Annotated in this window: 13 protein-coding genes; 4 read left to right on the top strand and 9 right to left on the bottom strand. The window is 41.8% G+C overall.

The window, feature by feature from the left end; genetic code table 11:
- Positions 1 to 178: 178 nt before the first annotated feature.
- Together LRP81_RS04395 and LRP81_RS04390 are read left to right on the top strand one after the other, a co-directional pair.
- On the top strand, positions 179 to 715 hold the full coding sequence (locus LRP81_RS04395; RefSeq protein WP_230500039.1) for a DUF2529 domain-containing protein: 537 nt from the start codon (positions 179 to 181) through the stop codon (positions 713 to 715).
- Positions 716 to 921: 206 nt separating this feature from the next.
- Positions 922 to 1,440 carry a GNAT family N-acetyltransferase gene (locus tag LRP81_RS04390; protein ID WP_230500038.1) on the top strand — a complete coding sequence of 173 codons (519 nt, stop codon included), beginning with the start codon at positions 922 to 924 and terminating at the stop codon, positions 1,438 to 1,440.
- A gap of 80 nt (positions 1,441 to 1,520) precedes the next feature.
- On the opposite strand, the gene LRP81_RS04385 is transcribed toward LRP81_RS04390, so the two are convergent.
- The 9 genes from LRP81_RS04385 to LRP81_RS04345 all read right to left on the bottom strand — a co-directional run bounded on the left by LRP81_RS04385 (position 1,521) and on the right by LRP81_RS04345 (position 15,713).
- Positions 1,521 to 3,134, bottom strand: coding sequence for a CTP synthase (locus LRP81_RS04385; protein WP_230500037.1), 1,614 nt, complete (start codon positions 3,132 to 3,134; stop codon positions 1,521 to 1,523).
- A gap of 419 nt (positions 3,135 to 3,553) precedes the next feature.
- Entirely contained in the window at positions 3,554 to 4,108 is a 555-nt protein-coding gene (gene rpoE / locus LRP81_RS04380) for a DNA-directed RNA polymerase subunit delta (protein WP_399207073.1), read from the bottom strand.
- Between the two features lie 476 nt (positions 4,109 to 4,584).
- Entirely contained in the window at positions 4,585 to 7,836 is a 3,252-nt protein-coding gene (gene icmF, locus LRP81_RS04375; protein WP_399207033.1) for a fused isobutyryl-CoA mutase/GTPase IcmF, read from the bottom strand.
- Complete coding sequence (locus tag LRP81_RS04370) at positions 7,814 to 8,470, bottom strand: TetR/AcrR family transcriptional regulator (protein WP_230500035.1); 657 nt, start codon at positions 8,468 to 8,470, stop codon at positions 7,814 to 7,816. Before LRP81_RS04370 ends, icmF begins: the two co-directional genes overlap by 23 nt.
- Before the next feature lie 17 nt (positions 8,471 to 8,487).
- On the bottom strand, positions 8,488 to 9,627 hold the full coding sequence (locus LRP81_RS04365) for an acyl-CoA dehydrogenase (protein ID WP_230500034.1): 1,140 nt from the start codon (positions 9,625 to 9,627) through the stop codon (positions 8,488 to 8,490).
- A 141-nt stretch (positions 9,628 to 9,768) separates the two neighbouring features.
- Positions 9,769 to 10,905 carry an acyl-CoA dehydrogenase gene (locus LRP81_RS04360; RefSeq protein ID WP_230500033.1) on the bottom strand — a complete coding sequence of 379 codons (1,137 nt, stop codon included), beginning with the start codon at positions 10,903 to 10,905 and terminating at the stop codon, positions 9,769 to 9,771.
- 512 nt (positions 10,906 to 11,417) lie between these two features.
- The gene (locus LRP81_RS04355) at positions 11,418 to 12,272 is read right to left on the bottom strand and encodes a 3-hydroxybutyryl-CoA dehydrogenase (RefSeq protein WP_230500032.1); all 855 of its coding nucleotides are present in this window, start codon (positions 12,270 to 12,272) and stop codon (positions 11,418 to 11,420) included.
- A gap of 18 nt (positions 12,273 to 12,290) precedes the next feature.
- Positions 12,291 to 13,469 (bottom strand): acetyl-CoA C-acetyltransferase, encoded by a 1,179-nt coding sequence (locus LRP81_RS04350; RefSeq protein WP_230500031.1) that lies wholly within the window; start codon positions 13,467 to 13,469, stop codon positions 12,291 to 12,293.
- Between the two features lie 129 nt (positions 13,470 to 13,598).
- Complete coding sequence (locus LRP81_RS04345) at positions 13,599 to 15,713, bottom strand: heterodisulfide reductase-related iron-sulfur binding cluster (protein ID WP_230500030.1); 2,115 nt, start codon at positions 15,711 to 15,713, stop codon at positions 13,599 to 13,601.
- A 321-nt stretch (positions 15,714 to 16,034) separates the two neighbouring features.
- Between LRP81_RS04345 and cls the strand changes: the two genes are divergently transcribed.
- Both cls and uvsE read left to right on the top strand, forming a co-directional pair.
- The gene (gene cls / locus LRP81_RS04340; protein WP_230500029.1) at positions 16,035 to 17,240 is read left to right on the top strand and encodes a cardiolipin synthase; all 1,206 of its coding nucleotides are present in this window, start codon (positions 16,035 to 16,037) and stop codon (positions 17,238 to 17,240) included.
- Positions 17,241 to 17,253: 13 nt separating this feature from the next.
- A complete protein-coding gene (gene uvsE, locus LRP81_RS04335; protein ID WP_230500028.1) occupies positions 17,254 to 18,207 on the top strand; it encodes a UV DNA damage repair endonuclease UvsE in 954 nt (317 codons plus the stop codon).
- The last annotated feature ends 8 nt before the right edge of the window (positions 18,208 to 18,215 follow it).

Below are 18,215 nucleotides of genomic sequence, written 5' to 3'. Positions count from 1 at the left end.
AAATTATCATTCCGTTTCCATCCTCCCACCTAATTCTACTATAATAGTCTTATTTCCTCCTTTTTCGACCGAAAATATTTTTTCAAATTGTAAATTACTTACTGAAAACGTTTTGGATAGAAGCATTTTTATTTCGGGATAGGAAATAATAATTAGGACATTAGGAGTGTGATGTTTTATGTTGAAAATTTTCACCACGCAGCTTCAAGGAATCTATAATAAAATGGGCAATGAAGAAGATTTAGCACTAGAAGATGGGGCAAGAATGCTAGCCCAAGCCGTGGTTGGGGAGGGTCGTATTTACATTTACGGAGTCAAAGAGATGAAAGCGGTGGAAGCCGAAGCAATAGATGGAGCAGAACCAATGGATACAGCTACTTTGTTATCCGATCTCGATAACTACCATGACCTCACAGATACAGACCGCGCCTTAATCGTCAGTCGGTTTTCCACTGACAACGAAGCAGTAAGTACTGCGAAAGCATTAAAGGAGCTTGGAATTGAAATGGTCGGTATTTCTACAGTCGTGGATGGAGACAGTGCTGCGGAAACATTAGAGTCTATAGTGGATGTACACATTGATTTAAAATTAAAAAAACCCCTTATTCCCGGAGATGATGGTGAAAGATATGGATTCCCAAGCAGTATGGCGGCTCTATATGCCTACTTTGGTTTATCGTTTACGTTGCGTGAAATGCTAGAAGAGCAGGAGTAAAGTTGAACTTTGTGGCAAATCTCCAAATAACCAGATGAAATCATCAAATAACGACGGTAAATCTTCAAATAACACGGTGAAATTTTCAAATAGCGCTTGCAAATCTCCAAATATTTTTTGAGAAACTTTATATGAACGTTGGAAGGAAACCCACTCTCAAAAGGCGAATCTCTCTTATGGGATACGTTTAAGGAGGATATTATAGGATGAACAACACACTAAGCAAATGGGGTATCGAACAGGCTGGCCATCAAGACGGTGAAAGTATTTTAACATTATTAAAAGAGAGAGCGAGTTACCTCAAAAGCAAGGGTTCAGAGCAATGGAGTTTCCTCCTTACAGGAAATGAAGACGATGAACTACTCGAGCTTATAACTAAAGGTCTTTTTTATAAAATGACGATAAAAGATGACCATGATCTTGTGGCAACGTTTATGCTTTCTTCTGTACAAGAGGATTGGGATGTACATTTATGGGGTGAGAGTATAGAGGTTGACACGGTTTATCTTCATAAACTTGCAGTTGCTCTGAAGTACAAGGGAAATGGAATTGGGGATATTCTCCTGAATTGGATTATCCAGCATGCGATTGAACTAGGCAACAGACGTATCCGTTTGGACTGTGTTGCAGGTAGTATGAAGCTACGTAGGCTTTACGAGGAAAACGGCTTTAAGCTTATAGAAGTGGTTCATGATCATTGCTTGTATGAGCTGGAGCTCAGATAAATGTTTAAAATAAGTTAGTAAAAAGATTGTTTTGTAAAAAAACGGGGCGCACTGTTTATTCGAACAGTGCGCCTTCTTTTTTATGCTAGTACTTCCGCATTTTTTAAGGATGCTTCTACAAAGTCGCGGAAAAGCGGCTGTGGACGGTTTGGTCTGGAAGTAAATTCTGGATGGAATTGAGATGCAAGGAACCATGGGTGATCCTTGATCTCGATTACTTCAACCAAGCGGCTATCTGGGCTTGTACCGGAGAAGATGAATCCATTCTCTTCCATTTGTTGACGGTATTGATTGTTAAACTCATAGCGATGACGGTGACGCTCATATACTACTTCATCTGCATAAGCTTTTTGTACGAGTGAATCATCAATAAGTTTACAAGGGTAAAGGCCTAGGCGCAATGTTCCACCAAGATCTTCGATGTCTTTTTGCTCAGGCAACAAATCAATAATTGGAAAAGGCGTTGCTGGGTTCAATTCTGCAGAATGTGCCCCTTCATAACCTAGTACATTTCGCGCAAATTCAACTGAAGCAAGCTGCATACCAAGGCAGATTCCGAAGAATGGTACTTTGTTTACGCGTGCATAGCGGATTGCTTCAATTTTCCCTTCCACTCCACGATCTCCAAAACCACCAGGAACTAAGATTCCATCTGCGCCTTGAAGAAGCTCGTCCACATTTTCTGCTGTTACATTTTCAGCGTTAATCCAGTTGATTTTCACATCTGCATCGAACTGGTATCCAGCATGGCGCAACGCTTCAGCTACAGATAGGTATGCATCTTGAAGCTCGACGTATTTTCCAACTAGCGCAATTGTCGTTTTCTTCGAGAGATTTCTTACCTTGTCCACAAGCTTTGTCCACTCTGACATGTCAGCAACCGGTTGTGCGTCAAGCTTTAAATGGTCTACTACGATGTTATCCATATTTTGTGCCTGGTAAGCTAGTGGCACTTCATATAATGTATCTGCATCAATGGATTCGATAACTGCTTTTTCATCAATATCACAGAACAAAGCAATTTTGTCTTTCATATCTTGGGAGATCGGCATTTCCGAACGTAATACAATAATGTTTGGCTGAATTCCAAGTCCACGAAGTTCTTTTACACTATGTTGAGTTGGCTTCGTTTTCAGCTCGCCAGCAACACGGATGTATGGGACAAGTGTACAATGGATATACATTACATTGTCACGGCCAATATCACTCTTGATTTGGCGAATCGCTTCAAGGTATGGTAAAGATTCAATATCCCCAACTGTTCCCCCGATTTCAGTGATAACCACATCTGCGTTCGTTTCGCGGCCAGCGCGGAAAACACGCTCTTTAATTTCATTTGTTATATGTGGAATTACCTGTACCGTGCCACCTAAGTAATCTCCACGGCGCTCTTTTTTCAAAACCGTAGAATAAATTTTTCCTGTTGTTACGTTAGAGTACTTATTTAAGTTGATATCAATAAAGCGCTCATAGTGACCAAGATCCAAGTCTGTTTCCGCACCATCATCTGTTACGAATACTTCCCCGTGCTGATACGGGCTCATCGTACCTGGGTCTACGTTAATGTACGGGTCAAATTTTTGGATCGTTACATTTAACCCGCGGTTTTTTAATAATCTTCCTAAAGATGCAGCAGTAATCCCTTTACCAAGAGATGATACAACGCCACCTGTTACAAAAATATACTTTGTCATGCTGTCTCCCCCTCGAAATAATTTATTTGAAATATAATGAACTAACCAATGTTGAGAGGCTTTAAACATTTTTATCATTAGTCAAAACCTTGAAAATCATTAATAAAAATAATGAAGCTGTCCCAAAATCCTCAGGCACAGCGAAAATACAGTTATGAGCTAAAAAATAAAAAACGCCCCACTTGCCGCTGTTTGGCAGCAAGGGGAGCGTGTATATGATAGCTTATTATACGTGTCCTTTTTTAAGGAGCCCAAAAAAGATTCTACCTAGTTGTACCGGAAAAGTCAAGGACTAGAATTGACTTGCGAATTTTCATTCTTTTTTGAAAGGCATGATTCGAAAGGTTTGCAAGGTACAAACTTTGTCGAGTTGCAGCGAAAACAAAAAACACCCCAAAATCGGAGTGTTTTTCAAAAAATTAAAGGTCCTCTTCCTCATCTTCCTCTAATTCATCTTCTTCATCAAGTTCCTCATATTCATCGTCTTCTTCGATTATGTCCTCTTCGAACTCCTCGTCGTCGTCATCTGAATCGTCATCTGCATCGAAGTCTTCCTCTTCTTCTGCATCATCATCTTCTTCGTAGTCTTCAAGGTCATCGAATTCCAACTCTTCTTCATCCAAGTCTTCAAACTCATCTGACTCGAGTTCCTCATCGACCGCTTTTTTCACTTTCTTTTTCTTCGTTTTTACTTGAGGTGTTGTTTCCTCTTCTATTTGATCGTAAGGATACCATGCACGAAGTCCCCATTGGTTTTCGCCAATACAAATAAAACGGCCGTCGATGTTCAGATCAGTGTAAAATTGGGATATTTTACCCTTTAGATTTTCATCCGTAAAGCCAGTAAGTTCCTTGATTTCCGTTAATAATTCTGAGAAAGTAACAGATTGCTTTTTCTCCGCAAAAATCCCAGTTGCAATCTCGATCAATGACATTTCCTTAATATCTTCTGCCGTTAAATGGTCTAATGCCAATGTCTGCACATCCTTTCTATATATGTATAAAGACATTATTCATAGCAATTCCTAGAAAAATCCATACCATTCATTATAAACAAATTCCTATTGTTTAATCCAGCATTAAATAAATCTTTCTTGAAAAAATACTTCTTTTTTCCTTAGGTAGTCCACGTTTCCTATTCTCTGCTCATTTTACCGTCACAAAAGTCCAAAACTTGACAATATCCGCTAATTTTCAACATTCGGAAAAAAGGGGGTGGCCAGAAAGTGAATACTTTTCTCTGGCAGTCCCCTATTAATTAGAAATACTCTATAAAACGACGCTGTTTATCTCCGCAAAAGCCACAGGAAGGTCTGTAGCCTACCACTACATCCCCCCTGAACAAGGATGGATATGGCAGTATTTCATCGCACGCAGGAAACGCCTGCCTTTATCTCCAATAAACATCCAGAACAGTATTATATACTTTTCGGACAACCGCTAAAAGCATTTACATATTCCTTCTAAATTGTCCACCAACTTCGTAAAGGGCAGTCGTAATTTGTCCAAGGCTTGCTACCTTTACTGTTTCCATGAGTTCTTCAAATATATTTCCACCGCTTATGGCAGTTTGCTTTAAATTCGCCAATGCTTTTTCCACTTTATCTTCGTTTCGTTCACAGAAAACAGCCAAGTTGTGAATTTGAGTTTGTTTTTCTTCTTCGGTAGAACGAGCAAGCTCAATATCATTCAATTCATCCTCTGATGGAGGATTAGGATTTTGATAGGTATTCACACCGATAATCGGCAGTTCCCCTGTATGCTTTTTCATTTCATAGTACATTGATTCGTCTTGAATCTTTCCGCGCTGGTATTGTGTCTCCATGGCACCGAGAACACCACCTCTGTCGTTCAGTCGCTCAAACTCCTGTAGAACCATTTCCTCCACAAGGTCTGTCAGCTCTTCCACAACAAACGAACCTTGCAACGGGTTTTCATTTTTAGCGAGTCCATGCTCTTTTGTGATAATCATTTGAATTGCCATCGCACGGCGAACCGACTCTTCTGTTGGTGTTGTAATTGCCTCGTCATATGCATTAGTATGAAGCGAATTACAGTTATCCTGCAAAGCCATCAGCGCCTGGAGGGTAGTACGGATATCGTTAAAGTCGATTTCCTGAGCATGCAGTGAACGACCTGATGTTTGAATATGGTACTTAAGCTTTTGGCTGCGTTCATTTGCAGCGTATTTATTTTTCATCACCGTAGACCAGATTCGACGAGCCACACGGCCAATGACGGTATACTCCGGATCAAGTCCGTTACTGAAGAAGAAGGACAAGTTCGGCGCAAAATCATCAATATTCATTCCACGACTTAAATAGTATTCCACATAAGTGAAGCCGTTTGCCAGGGTGAATGCCAATTGGGTGATTGGGTTGGCTCCTGCTTCCGCAATATGATACCCCGAAATGGAAACGGAGTAATAGTTACGCACTTTTTTATCAATAAAATATTGCTGGATATCCCCCATTACGCGAAGGGCAAATTCTGTCGAGAAAATACAAGTGTTTTGACCTTGATCCTCTTTTAAAATATCTGCTTGCACTGTACCACGAACGGTTTGCAACGTCACTGCGCGAACCTCTGCATACTCTTCTACTGTCAGGATGCGACCGAGCTCTTCTTCCCTCTTTTGCACCTGCTGGTCAATCGCTGTGTTCATGAACATGGCGAGGATTACTGGTGCCGGTCCATTGATGGTCATGGATACAGACGTACTAGGTGCACAAAGATCAAAGCCTGCATAAAGCTTTTTCATATCATCGAGCGTACAGATGCTCACACCACTGTTTCCTACTTTTCCGTAAATGTCTGGTCTTTCAGCTGGGTCTTCCCCGTATAAGGTAACCGAGTCAAATGCTGTACTTAATCGCTTTGCATCATCATCTTTACTTAAGTAGTGGAAACGACGATTTGTTCTCTCTGGAGTTCCTTCTCCCGCAAACTGACGCTTAGGGTCTTCTCCTTCTCGCTTGAATGGAAACACCCCTGCTGTATAAGGAAATTCACCTGGTACATTTTCTCGATATACCCACTTAAGAATTTCTCCATAGTCAACGTATTTCGGCAGTACTACTTTTGGAATGGATAGCCCAGATAAGCTCTTTGTCGTAAGCTTCGTGATGATTTCTTTGTCGCGGATTTTAGTGACAAATTGATCACCTGAATACTTTTCCTTTTTCTCTTCCCAGCCAGCTAAAATTTTTCTAGATTCACTCGTTAACTTTTCTTCATATCCTTGTCGAAGCTCAGCCAAAGCGGCAACAAGCTCTTCGTTTTCCACATTACTTGCTGCTTCCATCGCACCATCCAACTGGAACAACTTGCGAGCAAGTTCCACCTGCTCCCCTGCAGTCCGATGATAGTTTCGAACTGTCTCACTAATTTCCCGTAAATAATAACGGCGGTCATTCGGAATAATGACATTCTGTTTTTCAACATCCTTCGAAACCGGCAGACTGGAGCTGTAGCTAGACCCTGTTTTTTCATTAATCAATTCTATCAATGCTGCAAAAAGGGTATTTGTTCCAAGGTCGTTAAATTGACTGGCAATCGTGCCATATACCGGCATATCGTCAAGCTCTTTATCCCAAAGAAGGCGGCTGCGTTGATATTGCTTTTGAACCTGTCGCTTTGCATCCTCAGAGCCCTTACGTTCAAACTTATTAATAACAATCAAATCCGCGTAGTCAATCATATCTATTTTTTCAAGTTGAGAAGGTGCACCAAATTCGCTTGTCATGACATACATGGAAAGGTCACAAATTTCTGTAATACCTGCGTCACCTTGCCCAATTCCTGACGTCTCGACAATGATCAAGTCAAAGCCAGCTGCTTTTGTTACTGCAATGGCATCCGTAATAGCAAGGGAAAGCTCTGAACGAGAACCACGCGTTGCTAAAGAACGCATGTAAACCCGAGAATTGAAAATGGCGTTCATGCGAATTCGGTCTCCGAGGAGTGCCCCACCTGTTTTTTGTTTCGTTGGATCAATAGATAAAATGGCAACTTTCTTATCAGGCACTTCATTCAAGAAGCGGCGGATCAGTTCGTCTGTTAGTGAGCTTTTTCCAGCTCCTCCAGTTCCGGTAATACCTAAAACAGGGACCGTTTGTTGCTTTTCCTTCACTTTAGCGAGGGTTGCCTGGGCAGCAGCTGCAACCTCTTCATTAGTGGTAACCTGTAACTCAGCTAAAGAAATCAGTTTCGCAATTGCTTGATGGTCATCTGCCTTTAAGCGATCCACTTCCCCATCAAGTGATTTCACCGTAATAAAATCACATTCCTTCAGCATGGAGTTAATCATACCTTGAAGGCCTTGCTCTCTTCCGTCTTCTGGTGAGAAAATACGGGCGATTCCATATGCATGTAGTTCTTTAATTTCACTTGGAATAATAACGCCCCCACCGCCACCATAAATACGGATGTGAGAAGCATTTTTTTCTTTTAACAAATCATACATATATTTAAAATATTCGACATGTCCTCCCTGATAGGAGGAAATCGCTATTCCCTGTACATCTTCTTGAATGGCTGCATTCACAATTTCCTCAACGGAACGGTTGTGACCAAGGTGTATAACCTCCGCTCCACTAGCCTGAATAATTCGACGCATGATATTGATGGAGGCATCATGTCCGTCAAAAAGACTTGAAGCTGTCACAAAACGAATATGATTAGTTGGACGATAAACTTCCATTATTCACACTCTCCCCTTTTGTTAGTCCGTGCAATAATAATTCGATTTGACCTTCCATGTAGGATTCCAAGTCGAATTGCTTGTGTAGCACCCAACGCCGGAATCCCCACATTTGGCCTTGAACAAAAATATTATGCGCGACAAGTTGAATTTCCTGTTCCTTCAACGCCATTCCTTCAGCAATCATACAATTGCGGATGACTTGCTCAAACATGGCTACCATCGCAAGTTCTTTATTTAATACGTACGGCAGGGCATCCTTCGATAAGGACTTTGCCTCTTGATACATGACCAATACTTCATCCTGCATCTCATCCATTACCCTAAAGTAATAGCGGATGGCTGATTTTAAACTATCAAGATTTCCTCTTTTCATATCCATTTCTTGTTGAAGTCGCTCTCCTACCTGGTCGTAGATACGATCACATACTAGATAGAGAACATCTTCTTTAGTCCGAATATATTCATAAAGGGTCCCGATGCTAAACCCTGCTTCTTTTGCTATTTCCCTTGTCGTAGTACGGTGGAAGCCTTTTTCTTTAAAAAGACTTACCGCGCCTTTAATCATTTGGTCGCGACGTTTTTCAATGAGCCGCTCGTCTTTAACGGATGCATGTACTTGACGTTTTTTCATCCTGTCAGTCACCTCACTTACTTTGTAAGCATTCTAGAGATAACGAGACGTTGAATTTCCTGTGTTCCTTCATAAATTTGCGTAATTTTCGCATCCCTCATATAACGCTCAACCGGATAATCCTTCGTGTAACCGTAACCACCGAAAACCTGGACAGCCTCTGTTGTCACCTTCATCGCTGTATCCCCTGCAAATAACTTCGACATCGCTGACTCTAAGCCGTAGCTCAACCCTTCAGACTCTCTCCATGCTGCCTGATACGTTAATAATCTGGAAGCCTCTATCGTAGTTGCCATATCTGCTAGTTTAAAAGAAACACCCTGTTGTGCAGCAATTGGCTTTCCAAACTGAACTCGCTCTTTCGCATAAGCCGTAGCTGCATCCAACGCACCTTGGGCAATCCCTACCGCCTGTGCAGCAATTCCGTTACGGCCCCCATCTAATGTCGTCATCGCCACTTTAAAGCCTTCTCCTTCATTGCCAAGCATGTTCTCTTTCGGCACTCGGCAGTCCTCAAACATAATTTCTGTTGTTGGCGAAGAGCGAATTCCTAGCTTTTGTTCCTTTTTCCCAACGCTAAAGCCTGGAAAATCAGCTTCAATGATAAATGCACTCGTACCTTTATGCTTACTTGTTGGGTCGGTTACCGCGAATACCACATAGATATCTGCAATCCCACCGTTTGTGATGAAAATTTTAGATCCGTTCAAGATGTAATGGTCTCCATCAAGCTTAGCAGTTGTTCGCATGCCACCCGCATCTGAGCCTGAACCTGGCTCTGTTAACCCGTAGCCGCCAATGCTCGTTCCTTGTGCAAGCGGAACTAAATATTTTTGCTTCTGCTCTTCTGTACCATATTTATAAATCGGCCAGCTAGCAAGTGAGGTGTGAGCTGATAAGGTTACCCCGGTAGAGGCACACACTCTGGATAGCTCTTCTACAGCGATACAGTATGCTAAATAATCACTTCCGATTCCACCGTACTCTTCTGGAAACGGAATTCCCGTTAGCCCAAGATCCGCCATTTTTTTGAAAATCTCCATATCAAAGCGCTCTTCTTCATCACGCTCTGCTGCTGTTGGTTCCACTTCGTTTTTTGCAAAATCACGTACCATTTTACGAATCATTTCATGCTCCTCTGAAAGTAGAAAATTCATTAGGTTCCTCTCCTTTATGTCGGGAGGTGGTGGTCCTCCCTTTCTTTTTTTCCACCATATGTCCGATAAATTGTAAGTATTGTCCGAAATAATTCTGCGGGTAGTTTTCAAGTCAGAGACTAGCAAACTACTTATGAAACCCTAATTCATTAAATGCTTTCCAATGACAATCCGCTGAATTTCACTAGTACCCTCATATATTTCACATACTTTCGCATCACGGAAGAAGCGCTCTACAGGATAATCCTTCGTGTAACCGTAACCACCAAACACCTGAACTGCTTCAATTGCCACATTCATCGCAGTTTGAGAGGCAAAGAGTTTTGCCATGGACGCCTCTTTTCCACAAGGCTTACCTAGAGCACGTAAGTTCGCGGCTCGATAAGTTAGTAATCTAGATCCTTCCACTGCTGTCGCCATATCTGCTAGCTTGAATGAAACTCCCTGCTGAGCGGCAATTGGCTTTCCAAACTGGACCCGTTCTTTTGCATAATCCGTGGAAGCTTCTAAAGCTGCTTGGGCAATACCAAGTGACTGCGCAGCAATCCCGATACGACCAACATCAAGGTTAGCCATAGCAATTTTAAATCCTTCCCCTTCTTGACCTAGCAAGTTTTCCGCAGGTACCTTCATGTCTTCAAAGGTAAGCTGCAACGTTTTAGAACCATGCAATCCCATTTTGTGTTCATCTTTCCCGATGATAAATCCAGGGGTATCTTTTTCTACGATAAATGCCGAGACCCCTTTGGATCCCAATTCCGGATTAGTAGAGGCGAATACAATATACGTGTCTGCTACCCCACCGTTTGTGATAAAGACCTTCGAACCGTTGACCACATAGTGATCTCCCTGCTTTACCGCACGGGTTTTCATACTTCCTGCGTCAGACCCCGCACTTGGCTCTGTCAGACAGAAAGCCCCAAGATACTCTCCGGACGCTAGCTTTGTTACATACTTTTGTTTCTGTTCTTCTGTTCCAAAGTAAAGAATCGGGTTTGTGCCCACTGATGTATGAACAGATAAAATCACTCCAATTGTTGCACTTACTCGTGACAATTCGTTAATCGCAATAATATAAGAGATAAAATCCATCCCTGCTCCACCGTATTCCTCCGGTATGGTCATTCCCATAAGTCCAAGATCCGCCATTTTTTGCAAGATCTCATGAGGAAACTCACCCTCCTCCATTTCCTCCACAAACGGTGCTATCTCTGTCTCTGCAAAATCCCGCACCATTTTACGGACCATTTCCTGTTCTTCCGTAAATCGTATATCCATGCTAGTGACCCCTCTCCTGATGACAATGAAAGTACTATGATTTTTTATGTTAATTTCAGCTTTTGAGTAGATGAAAATTTTGAAGCTAGTGTCTAAAATGAAGATCTTTTTATTGGCTTTTTTGATTTTTTGTTCTTCATCTGGTTTATGAAGGCCGTTTTTTCGAGTTTTTGGATTTTCGGGCATTCAACTGAGCTTTTATGTGCCCCAATTTTCAGGTTTTTGGATTTTCGGGCATTCAACTAGCTTTTATGTGCCCCAATTCTCAGGTTTTCGGATTTTCGGGCATTCAACCAGCTTTTATGTGCCCCAATTTTCGGGTTTTTGGATTTTCGGGCATTCAACCTGCTTTTATGTGCCCCAATTATCAGGTTTTCGGATTTTCGGGCATTCAACTAGCTTTTATGTGCCCCTATTTTTAGGTTTTCGGATTTTCGGGCATTCATCGAATTAAAAAAAAACATAATAACCGCTACAACAAAAAACCTACTCCCTCAAATCTAAAAAACGTATCACCCGTCGTAACGATAGAATCCGCGGCCTGTTTTGCGGCCTAACCAGCCGGCTTTTACATATTTTCTAAGTAGTGGACAAGGACGGTATTTATCATCACCAAATCCTTCGTGCAGTGTTTCCATGATATAAAGGCAGGTGTCTAGTCCGATGAAGTCGGCGAGAGTGAGTGGTCCCATTGGGTGATTCATTCCGAGCTTCATGACTTCATCTACTGCTTCTGGGGTAGCTACTCCCTCATAGACGGTATAGATAGCTTCATTGATCATCGGCATCAAAACACGGTTCGCGACGAATCCAGGAAAATCATTTACTTCAACGGGCACTTTGGTTAATTTTTTGGTCATATCTTCAATTGCGCTGTAAACTTCGTCAGCTGTTTGTAGCCCACGGATGATTTCTACCAGTTTCATAACGGGGACCGGATTCATGAAATGCATGCCGATCACTTTTTCTGGTCTGTTCGTTGCTGCAGCAATTTCTGTTATTGGAAGAGAGGAAGTATTCGTTGCTAAAATAGCGTGAGCCGGTGCATGACGGTCCACTTCCGCAAAAATTTTCGTTTTAATTTCCATGTTTTCGACTGCTGCTTCAATGACAAGATCCACATTCTTTGCGTCTTCTAGCAAAGTCGTTGTTTGTATTCTTGCTAGCACGCCAGCTTTTTCCTCTTCTGTCATCCGGCCTTTTTCGACAGATCGCATTAAGTTTTTGGTGATACCACTTAGTCCTCGTTCTAGAAATGCCTCTTTCAAGTCATTGATGTATACATCGTAACCGGCCATTGCACAAACCTGTGCGATTCCGGATCCCATTTGCCCTGCCCCAATTACCATTACTTTTTGAATTGTCATGTTCTTACCTCCCCAATTTTAAACCTGGATTAATATTGCGTCGCCTTGACCGCCGCCTGAGCAAATAGAAGCTATGCCAAGTCCTCCGCCACGTCGCTTTAACTCATGAATTAAGGAAACAATAATACGGGCTCCACTAGCTCCTATTGGATGTCCGAGTGCTACTGCTCCGCCGTTCACATTAATTTTTTCCAAGTCTAGATCTGCCAAGTTTGCAGATGCCAGTGCGACTGCAGCAAATGCTTCATTTATTTCAAACAAATCTATATCTTCTAATGATTTCCCTGTCTTTTTCAAAAGTTCTGTAATAACTAGTCCAGGTGTTTTTGGAAAGTCCTTTGCTTCGACTGCAATCGATGCATGACCTAATATAGTGGCAAGTACTTGTTTACCTTCTTTGGCGGCACGCTCTTCACTCATTAACACGAGTGCGCTTGCTCCATCATTTACTCCAGGAGCATTTCCTGCTGTAATCGTGCCATCATGGTCAAAAGCTGGTCTAAGTGTGGAAAGTTTCTCTAAAGATGTATCCTTGCGCGGAGATTCATCTTTCTGAACGACAATTGGGTCCCCTTTGCGCTGAGGAACAGATACTGGCACAATTTCTTCATCAAAATAACCATTTTCCGCGGCCTCAATAGCTCGTTGATGACTTCTGTATGCCCACGCATCCTGGTCTTCTCGACTGATAGCCATTTCTTTTGCCACGCCATTTCCGTATGTCCCCATGTGGACCCCTGTAAATGTGCATGTTAGTCCATCGTGTACCATCAAGTCCTGAATGCTGCTATCCCCCATGCGAAGTCCCCATCTCGCTTTTTGCATCATATAAGGCGCATTACTCATGGATTCCATTCCGCCTGCAACGATCACTTCTTCTTCCCCAGAGCGAATCAAAATGTCTCCAAGTGTTACAGATCGCATACCAGATGCACACACTTTATTTATGGTTTCAGTACGAACTTCCCAAGGTAAACCGGCTTTTTGTGCCGCTTGACGTGAAGGAAGCTGACCTTGCCCTCCTTGCAAAACCGTCCCCATCAGAACTTCTCCGACTTGGTCCCCAGCAACATTCGCCCTTTCCAAAGCCTCTTTTATCGCAACTGCTCCTAAGTCAGAAGCTGTGAGTGTGCTTAGTCCTCCTGCAAAACGGCCAATTGGGGTACGAACTCCACTAACAATTACGGTTTTTCCCATGGTTGAATTCCTCCTTTATTCTTTAAAAAGGTAAACGCTTTCAAATTTTTGACTGAACGCTCGCTCAATACAATGGAAAAGCATTGGGTGCACGCAGAGTTCTACGTACACCGTGACTAGCTATATTTTTTATGAAACTAGTTCCTGCTTTTCGCCAATACAGGAGCGTTCGAGCAATTCCGCCACATCATACGTTCCAACTTCTTCTTCGACTTCTTTTGCTTTCGTTCCATCTGAAAGCATCGTTAAGCAATATGGACAACCAGAGCTGATGACACTTGGTGCGACCTCAAGAGCCTGTTCGGTACGGGCCACATTAACTCGTGTACCAGAGTCCTCTTCCATCCACATGAGTCCTCCACCAGCTCCACAGCACATTCCGGTATCGCGGCTTCGGTGCATCTCCACTACTGTCACGCCCGGGATGGCTTTTAAAATGTCTCGAGGTGGCTCATACACTTCGTTGTATCTTCCTAAATAACACGAGTCATGATACGTAATGGTTTCTTTTACCTCATGAATCGGTTTCAACCTGCCTTCTTTTACAAGCTCTGCCAACACTTCTGTGTGGTGATAGACCTCTGCTTCCAAACCGAAATCTGGATACTCATTTTTGAAAATATTATAGGCATGCGGGTCAATGGTAACGATTTTCTTGATTTCGTTTTTCTCAAATTCGGAAATGTTGCTTGTAGCTAGCTCTTGGAAAAGAAATTCGTTACCTAGACGACGTGGTGTATCTCCAGAGTTTTTCTCTTTGTTGCCAAGAATTGCGAATTTCACGCCAGCTTCATTTAATAATTTCGCAAAAGAAATGGCGATTTTCTGAGAACGGTTGTCGAACGATCCCATAGAGCCAACCCAGAAGAGGTATTCGAATTCCTCACCAGCTTTTTTCATTTCTTTTACAGTAGGAATGGTTACTTCCGGTGCTGCTTCACGCCAGTTTTCACGTTCTTTACGGTTTAGCCCCCACGGGTTACCTTGACGCTCGATGTTTGTCATCGCACGTTGAGCATCAGCGTCCATCTTCCCTTCTGTTAGAACAAGGTAACGGCGAAGATCTATTATTTTATCTACGTGCTCATTCATAACTGGGCATTGATCTTCACAGTTACGACAGGTTGTACAGGCCCAGATTTCTTCTTCAGTGATAACATCACCAATCAGGCTCGGGCTGTATTCGACGGCTGCCGCACTTTCCTTTACCCCTTGGCCAGCAGATGCCATTGCCAGCTGGTTTCCATTGGTGTGTTTAAAGGCATAGGTTGGTACCCAAGGAGATTTCGAAGTAATGGCAGCCCCTTTGTCTGTTAGATGATCACGAATTTTGATTATCAAATCCATAGGTGAGAGCATTTTTCCTGTACCTGTTGCCGGACACATATTTGTACAGCGTCCGCATTCCACACATGCGTACATATCTATCAATTGGTACTGAGTGAAATCCTCCACTTTTCCAACACCAAAGGTTTCTTGTGTTTCGTCTTCAAAATCGATTTTTTCAAGCTTTCCATTGTTCGTTGTACGGTGGAAAAATACGTTCACAGGTCCTGCAATTAAGTGCGCATGCTTAGATTGCGGAACATATACCAGGAATGTAAGCAGGAGCAATAAGTGTATCCACCAACCAATATAAAATAAGGCAATGGCAGCCGTTTCATTAATCCAGCTAAACATCAAGGCAAATACGGACGCAACTGGTTCACTCCAGGTTAATCCATGATCATGCCAGATAATCCCCATTCCGTTAGAAAATAGGACAGAAAGCATTAATCCTCCGATAAAAAGAAGCACTAATCCCGACTTAAAGCCCCTTTTCAGACGAACAAGCTTTTCTACATAGCGGCGATGGAAAGCCCAGACAACCGCTACTAATATCATTAGAGTCACTAGTTCTTGAAAGAAAGTAAAGGCTGGATACAGTGGGCCAAGAGGCAAACGGCCATCAGGAACTAGACCTTTAATAATGAGATCAATCGCACCTAACTGCACCATAATAAAGCCATAAAAGAACATAACGTGGATGATCCCACTTTTTTTATCTTTTAGGAGCTTTTTTTGCCCAAATACATTAACCCACACTTTATTTAGTCGTTCTTTTACTTTGTTATCGAATTCAATTTTTTTCCCAAGCTTGATATATTGAATTCTCGTTCTGATTAAATAAAAAAATAACGAAATTGCGTAAGCGGTTACAATTATCGTCAAAATCCAATTTGCAATTAGCAAACCGTTACTCACATCTCTCCACTCCCCTCATGTCATATCCCTTTTCCTGTCAATTTTCTCAGCAGAAAACGCCTTAATGTTTGGAAAGAATATAATTTTCAGAACTTTGGTAATTTACCCTTATCTTATTACTGAATGAGCATTCAGTCAACAGATTTCCTAAAATATTTTTTGGTTTTTCTAGTTGTTGATTCCGAGCAGAAGACTCCGCTTATAACTTCAAGCTAGACATTGTTCAATGGTCACTATCGTTTGCTTCCAATCAATCTCTTAACAGGATAAGATGGCTTATTTTCGTAAAAGCTATAGGCACTTATATTAGGAGGGAATGGAATGAACGTTGTATTATACACAATCCTTGTAATAGTGCTTATTTTTATTTGGTTAGGATTAGATCTATATTTCGGTCGCATGAAGCATATCAAGGAAACAAGGACATTGAGCTTCCCAAAAAGGCAAGGGGAAATAAATCTCTATGCAGATGGGAATTTGTTGTTCAAAGACCTGTATAACGATATGCGTCAGGCAAAACACCATATCCATTCCCTTTTTTACTTGGTAAAGGAAGACCATGCCAGCCAGGAGTTCTTTAACATTCTCAAGGAAAAAGCGGAACAAGGAGTAGAGGTCCGCCTTCTCCTTGATTTTATGGGCTCTTTCGGGATTAAAAAAAGGACCATAAAAGAATTAAAAAAGCACCGCGTTCAGGTCGAATTTTATCATAAGCCTGCTTTTCCATTCTTTTTTTTCAGCATTAATCAACGGAATCATCGCAAGATTACTGTGATAGATGGAAGTATTGGGTATGTGGGCGGATTTAATATTGGAAAAGAATATTTAGGGCAGGATCCGAAATTTGGTGTATGGAGGGATTACCATTTACAGCTTATTGGAGAAGGGGTTCAAGATCTTCAGACCCAATTCCTACAAAATTGGGAGTTAGCAGGTGATTTTTCTTCTCTCGATTGGGGTAAAGATTATTACCCGGTATCTGAAAAAGGACCTCACACACATCAGCTAGTACCTACAAATGGTACACAGCTTAGCGAGATTTTTTTAAACCTCATAAAGAGAGCGGAGCATTCCATCATTATTTGTACCCCTTATTTTATTCCTAGCGACCTGTTGCTTGTTGAACTATTAGACGCCTTGGGGCGCGGGGTGAGTGTCACCGTGCTTGTTCCTGCAAAAGCTGACCATCCTATCGTCATGGATGCGGCGTTTCCTTACTTTTCCACTATTATTGAAGCTGGAGCAGAGGTTTATCGATTTTATCTTGGTTTTTATCATGCAAAAGTTATCGTTATTGATGACCATACTTGTGATATTGGTACAGCTAACTTCGATAAGCGGAGTTTGTTTTTAAACAATGAAATAAATTGTTTAATATATGATAAGGAATTCGTGCAAAAAACGATTCAGGAAATTTATAAAGATATTCATCATTCAGAAAAGTTGACGTTGGAATTTATTAAGAACCGTTCCTTATTTGAAAAAAGCAAGGAACAGTTTTCCAAATTAATTTCTCCGTTGTTGTAAAGGAGGGATTTTTATGAGGATACGGATAGGTTTCGTATCTCAGTCATGGAGCCTTTGGGAAGCTTCTCCTGCCAGGGCTTTAACTTATACACGTTACAAACAAATGTCGGTGGATGAAAGGGTTGAAAAGCTTCACTCTGTGACAAAAGAAAATTTACAAAATACATTGCGAACGATTTACTTTTGTATCGCTCATGGTATCCAAGTGTTCCGGTTCTCCTCTTCCATTGTACCTCTTGCCACTCACCCTGAGGTAAAGTGGGATTTTGTCAAACCGTTCGAGCATGAATTCAAGGAAATCGGGCAACTGGTGAAGCGATATGGCATTCGTTCAAGCTTTCACCCGAATCAATTTACCTTGTTTACAAGTGATAAACCGCATATCTCTGAGAATGCGGTCATGGACATGGCTTACCATTATGACATGCTGCAGGCTATGGGGTTGGAAAAGGAAGGGACAATCAATATCCATGTTGGTGGAGCATATGGGAACAAAGAGCTAGCGATAGAGCGTTTTCGTGAAAACATTAAGTTGCTCCCAGAGAACATTAAACAGAGGATGACCTTAGAAAACGACGATAAAACATACACGACAGAGGAAACACTGATTCTATGTGAGGAGTTAGGTGTTCCGTTAGCATTTGATTATCATCACGAATTTGCAAATCCGAGTAGTATTTCTTATGAGGAGTTGCTCCCTAGGGTTTTTGCGACATGGAATGATATTGGCATCATACCAAAAATTCATATCTCCTCCCCTCTTTCTGAAAAGAAATTACGCCACCATGCCGATTATGTAGATGTTCAATTTATTATGGAATTTATAAAAGTAGTGATGAAGCTTGGCCAGGATGTGGATTTCATGGTAGAGGCAAAGTACAAGGATGAAGCGGCACTACAGCTCGTAGAAGATATCGCAAAAATACGCGGAGTAAAGCGTTTGAGTGGTGGAATGGTTGAGTTGTAAGTTCCATA

It is taken from the genome of Sutcliffiella rhizosphaerae, assembly GCF_917563925.1.
Taxonomy (GTDB): domain Bacteria; phylum Bacillota; class Bacilli; order Bacillales; family Bacillaceae_I; genus Sutcliffiella_A; species Sutcliffiella_A rhizosphaerae.
This window is presented reverse-complemented; position numbering and strand designations above follow the sequence as displayed.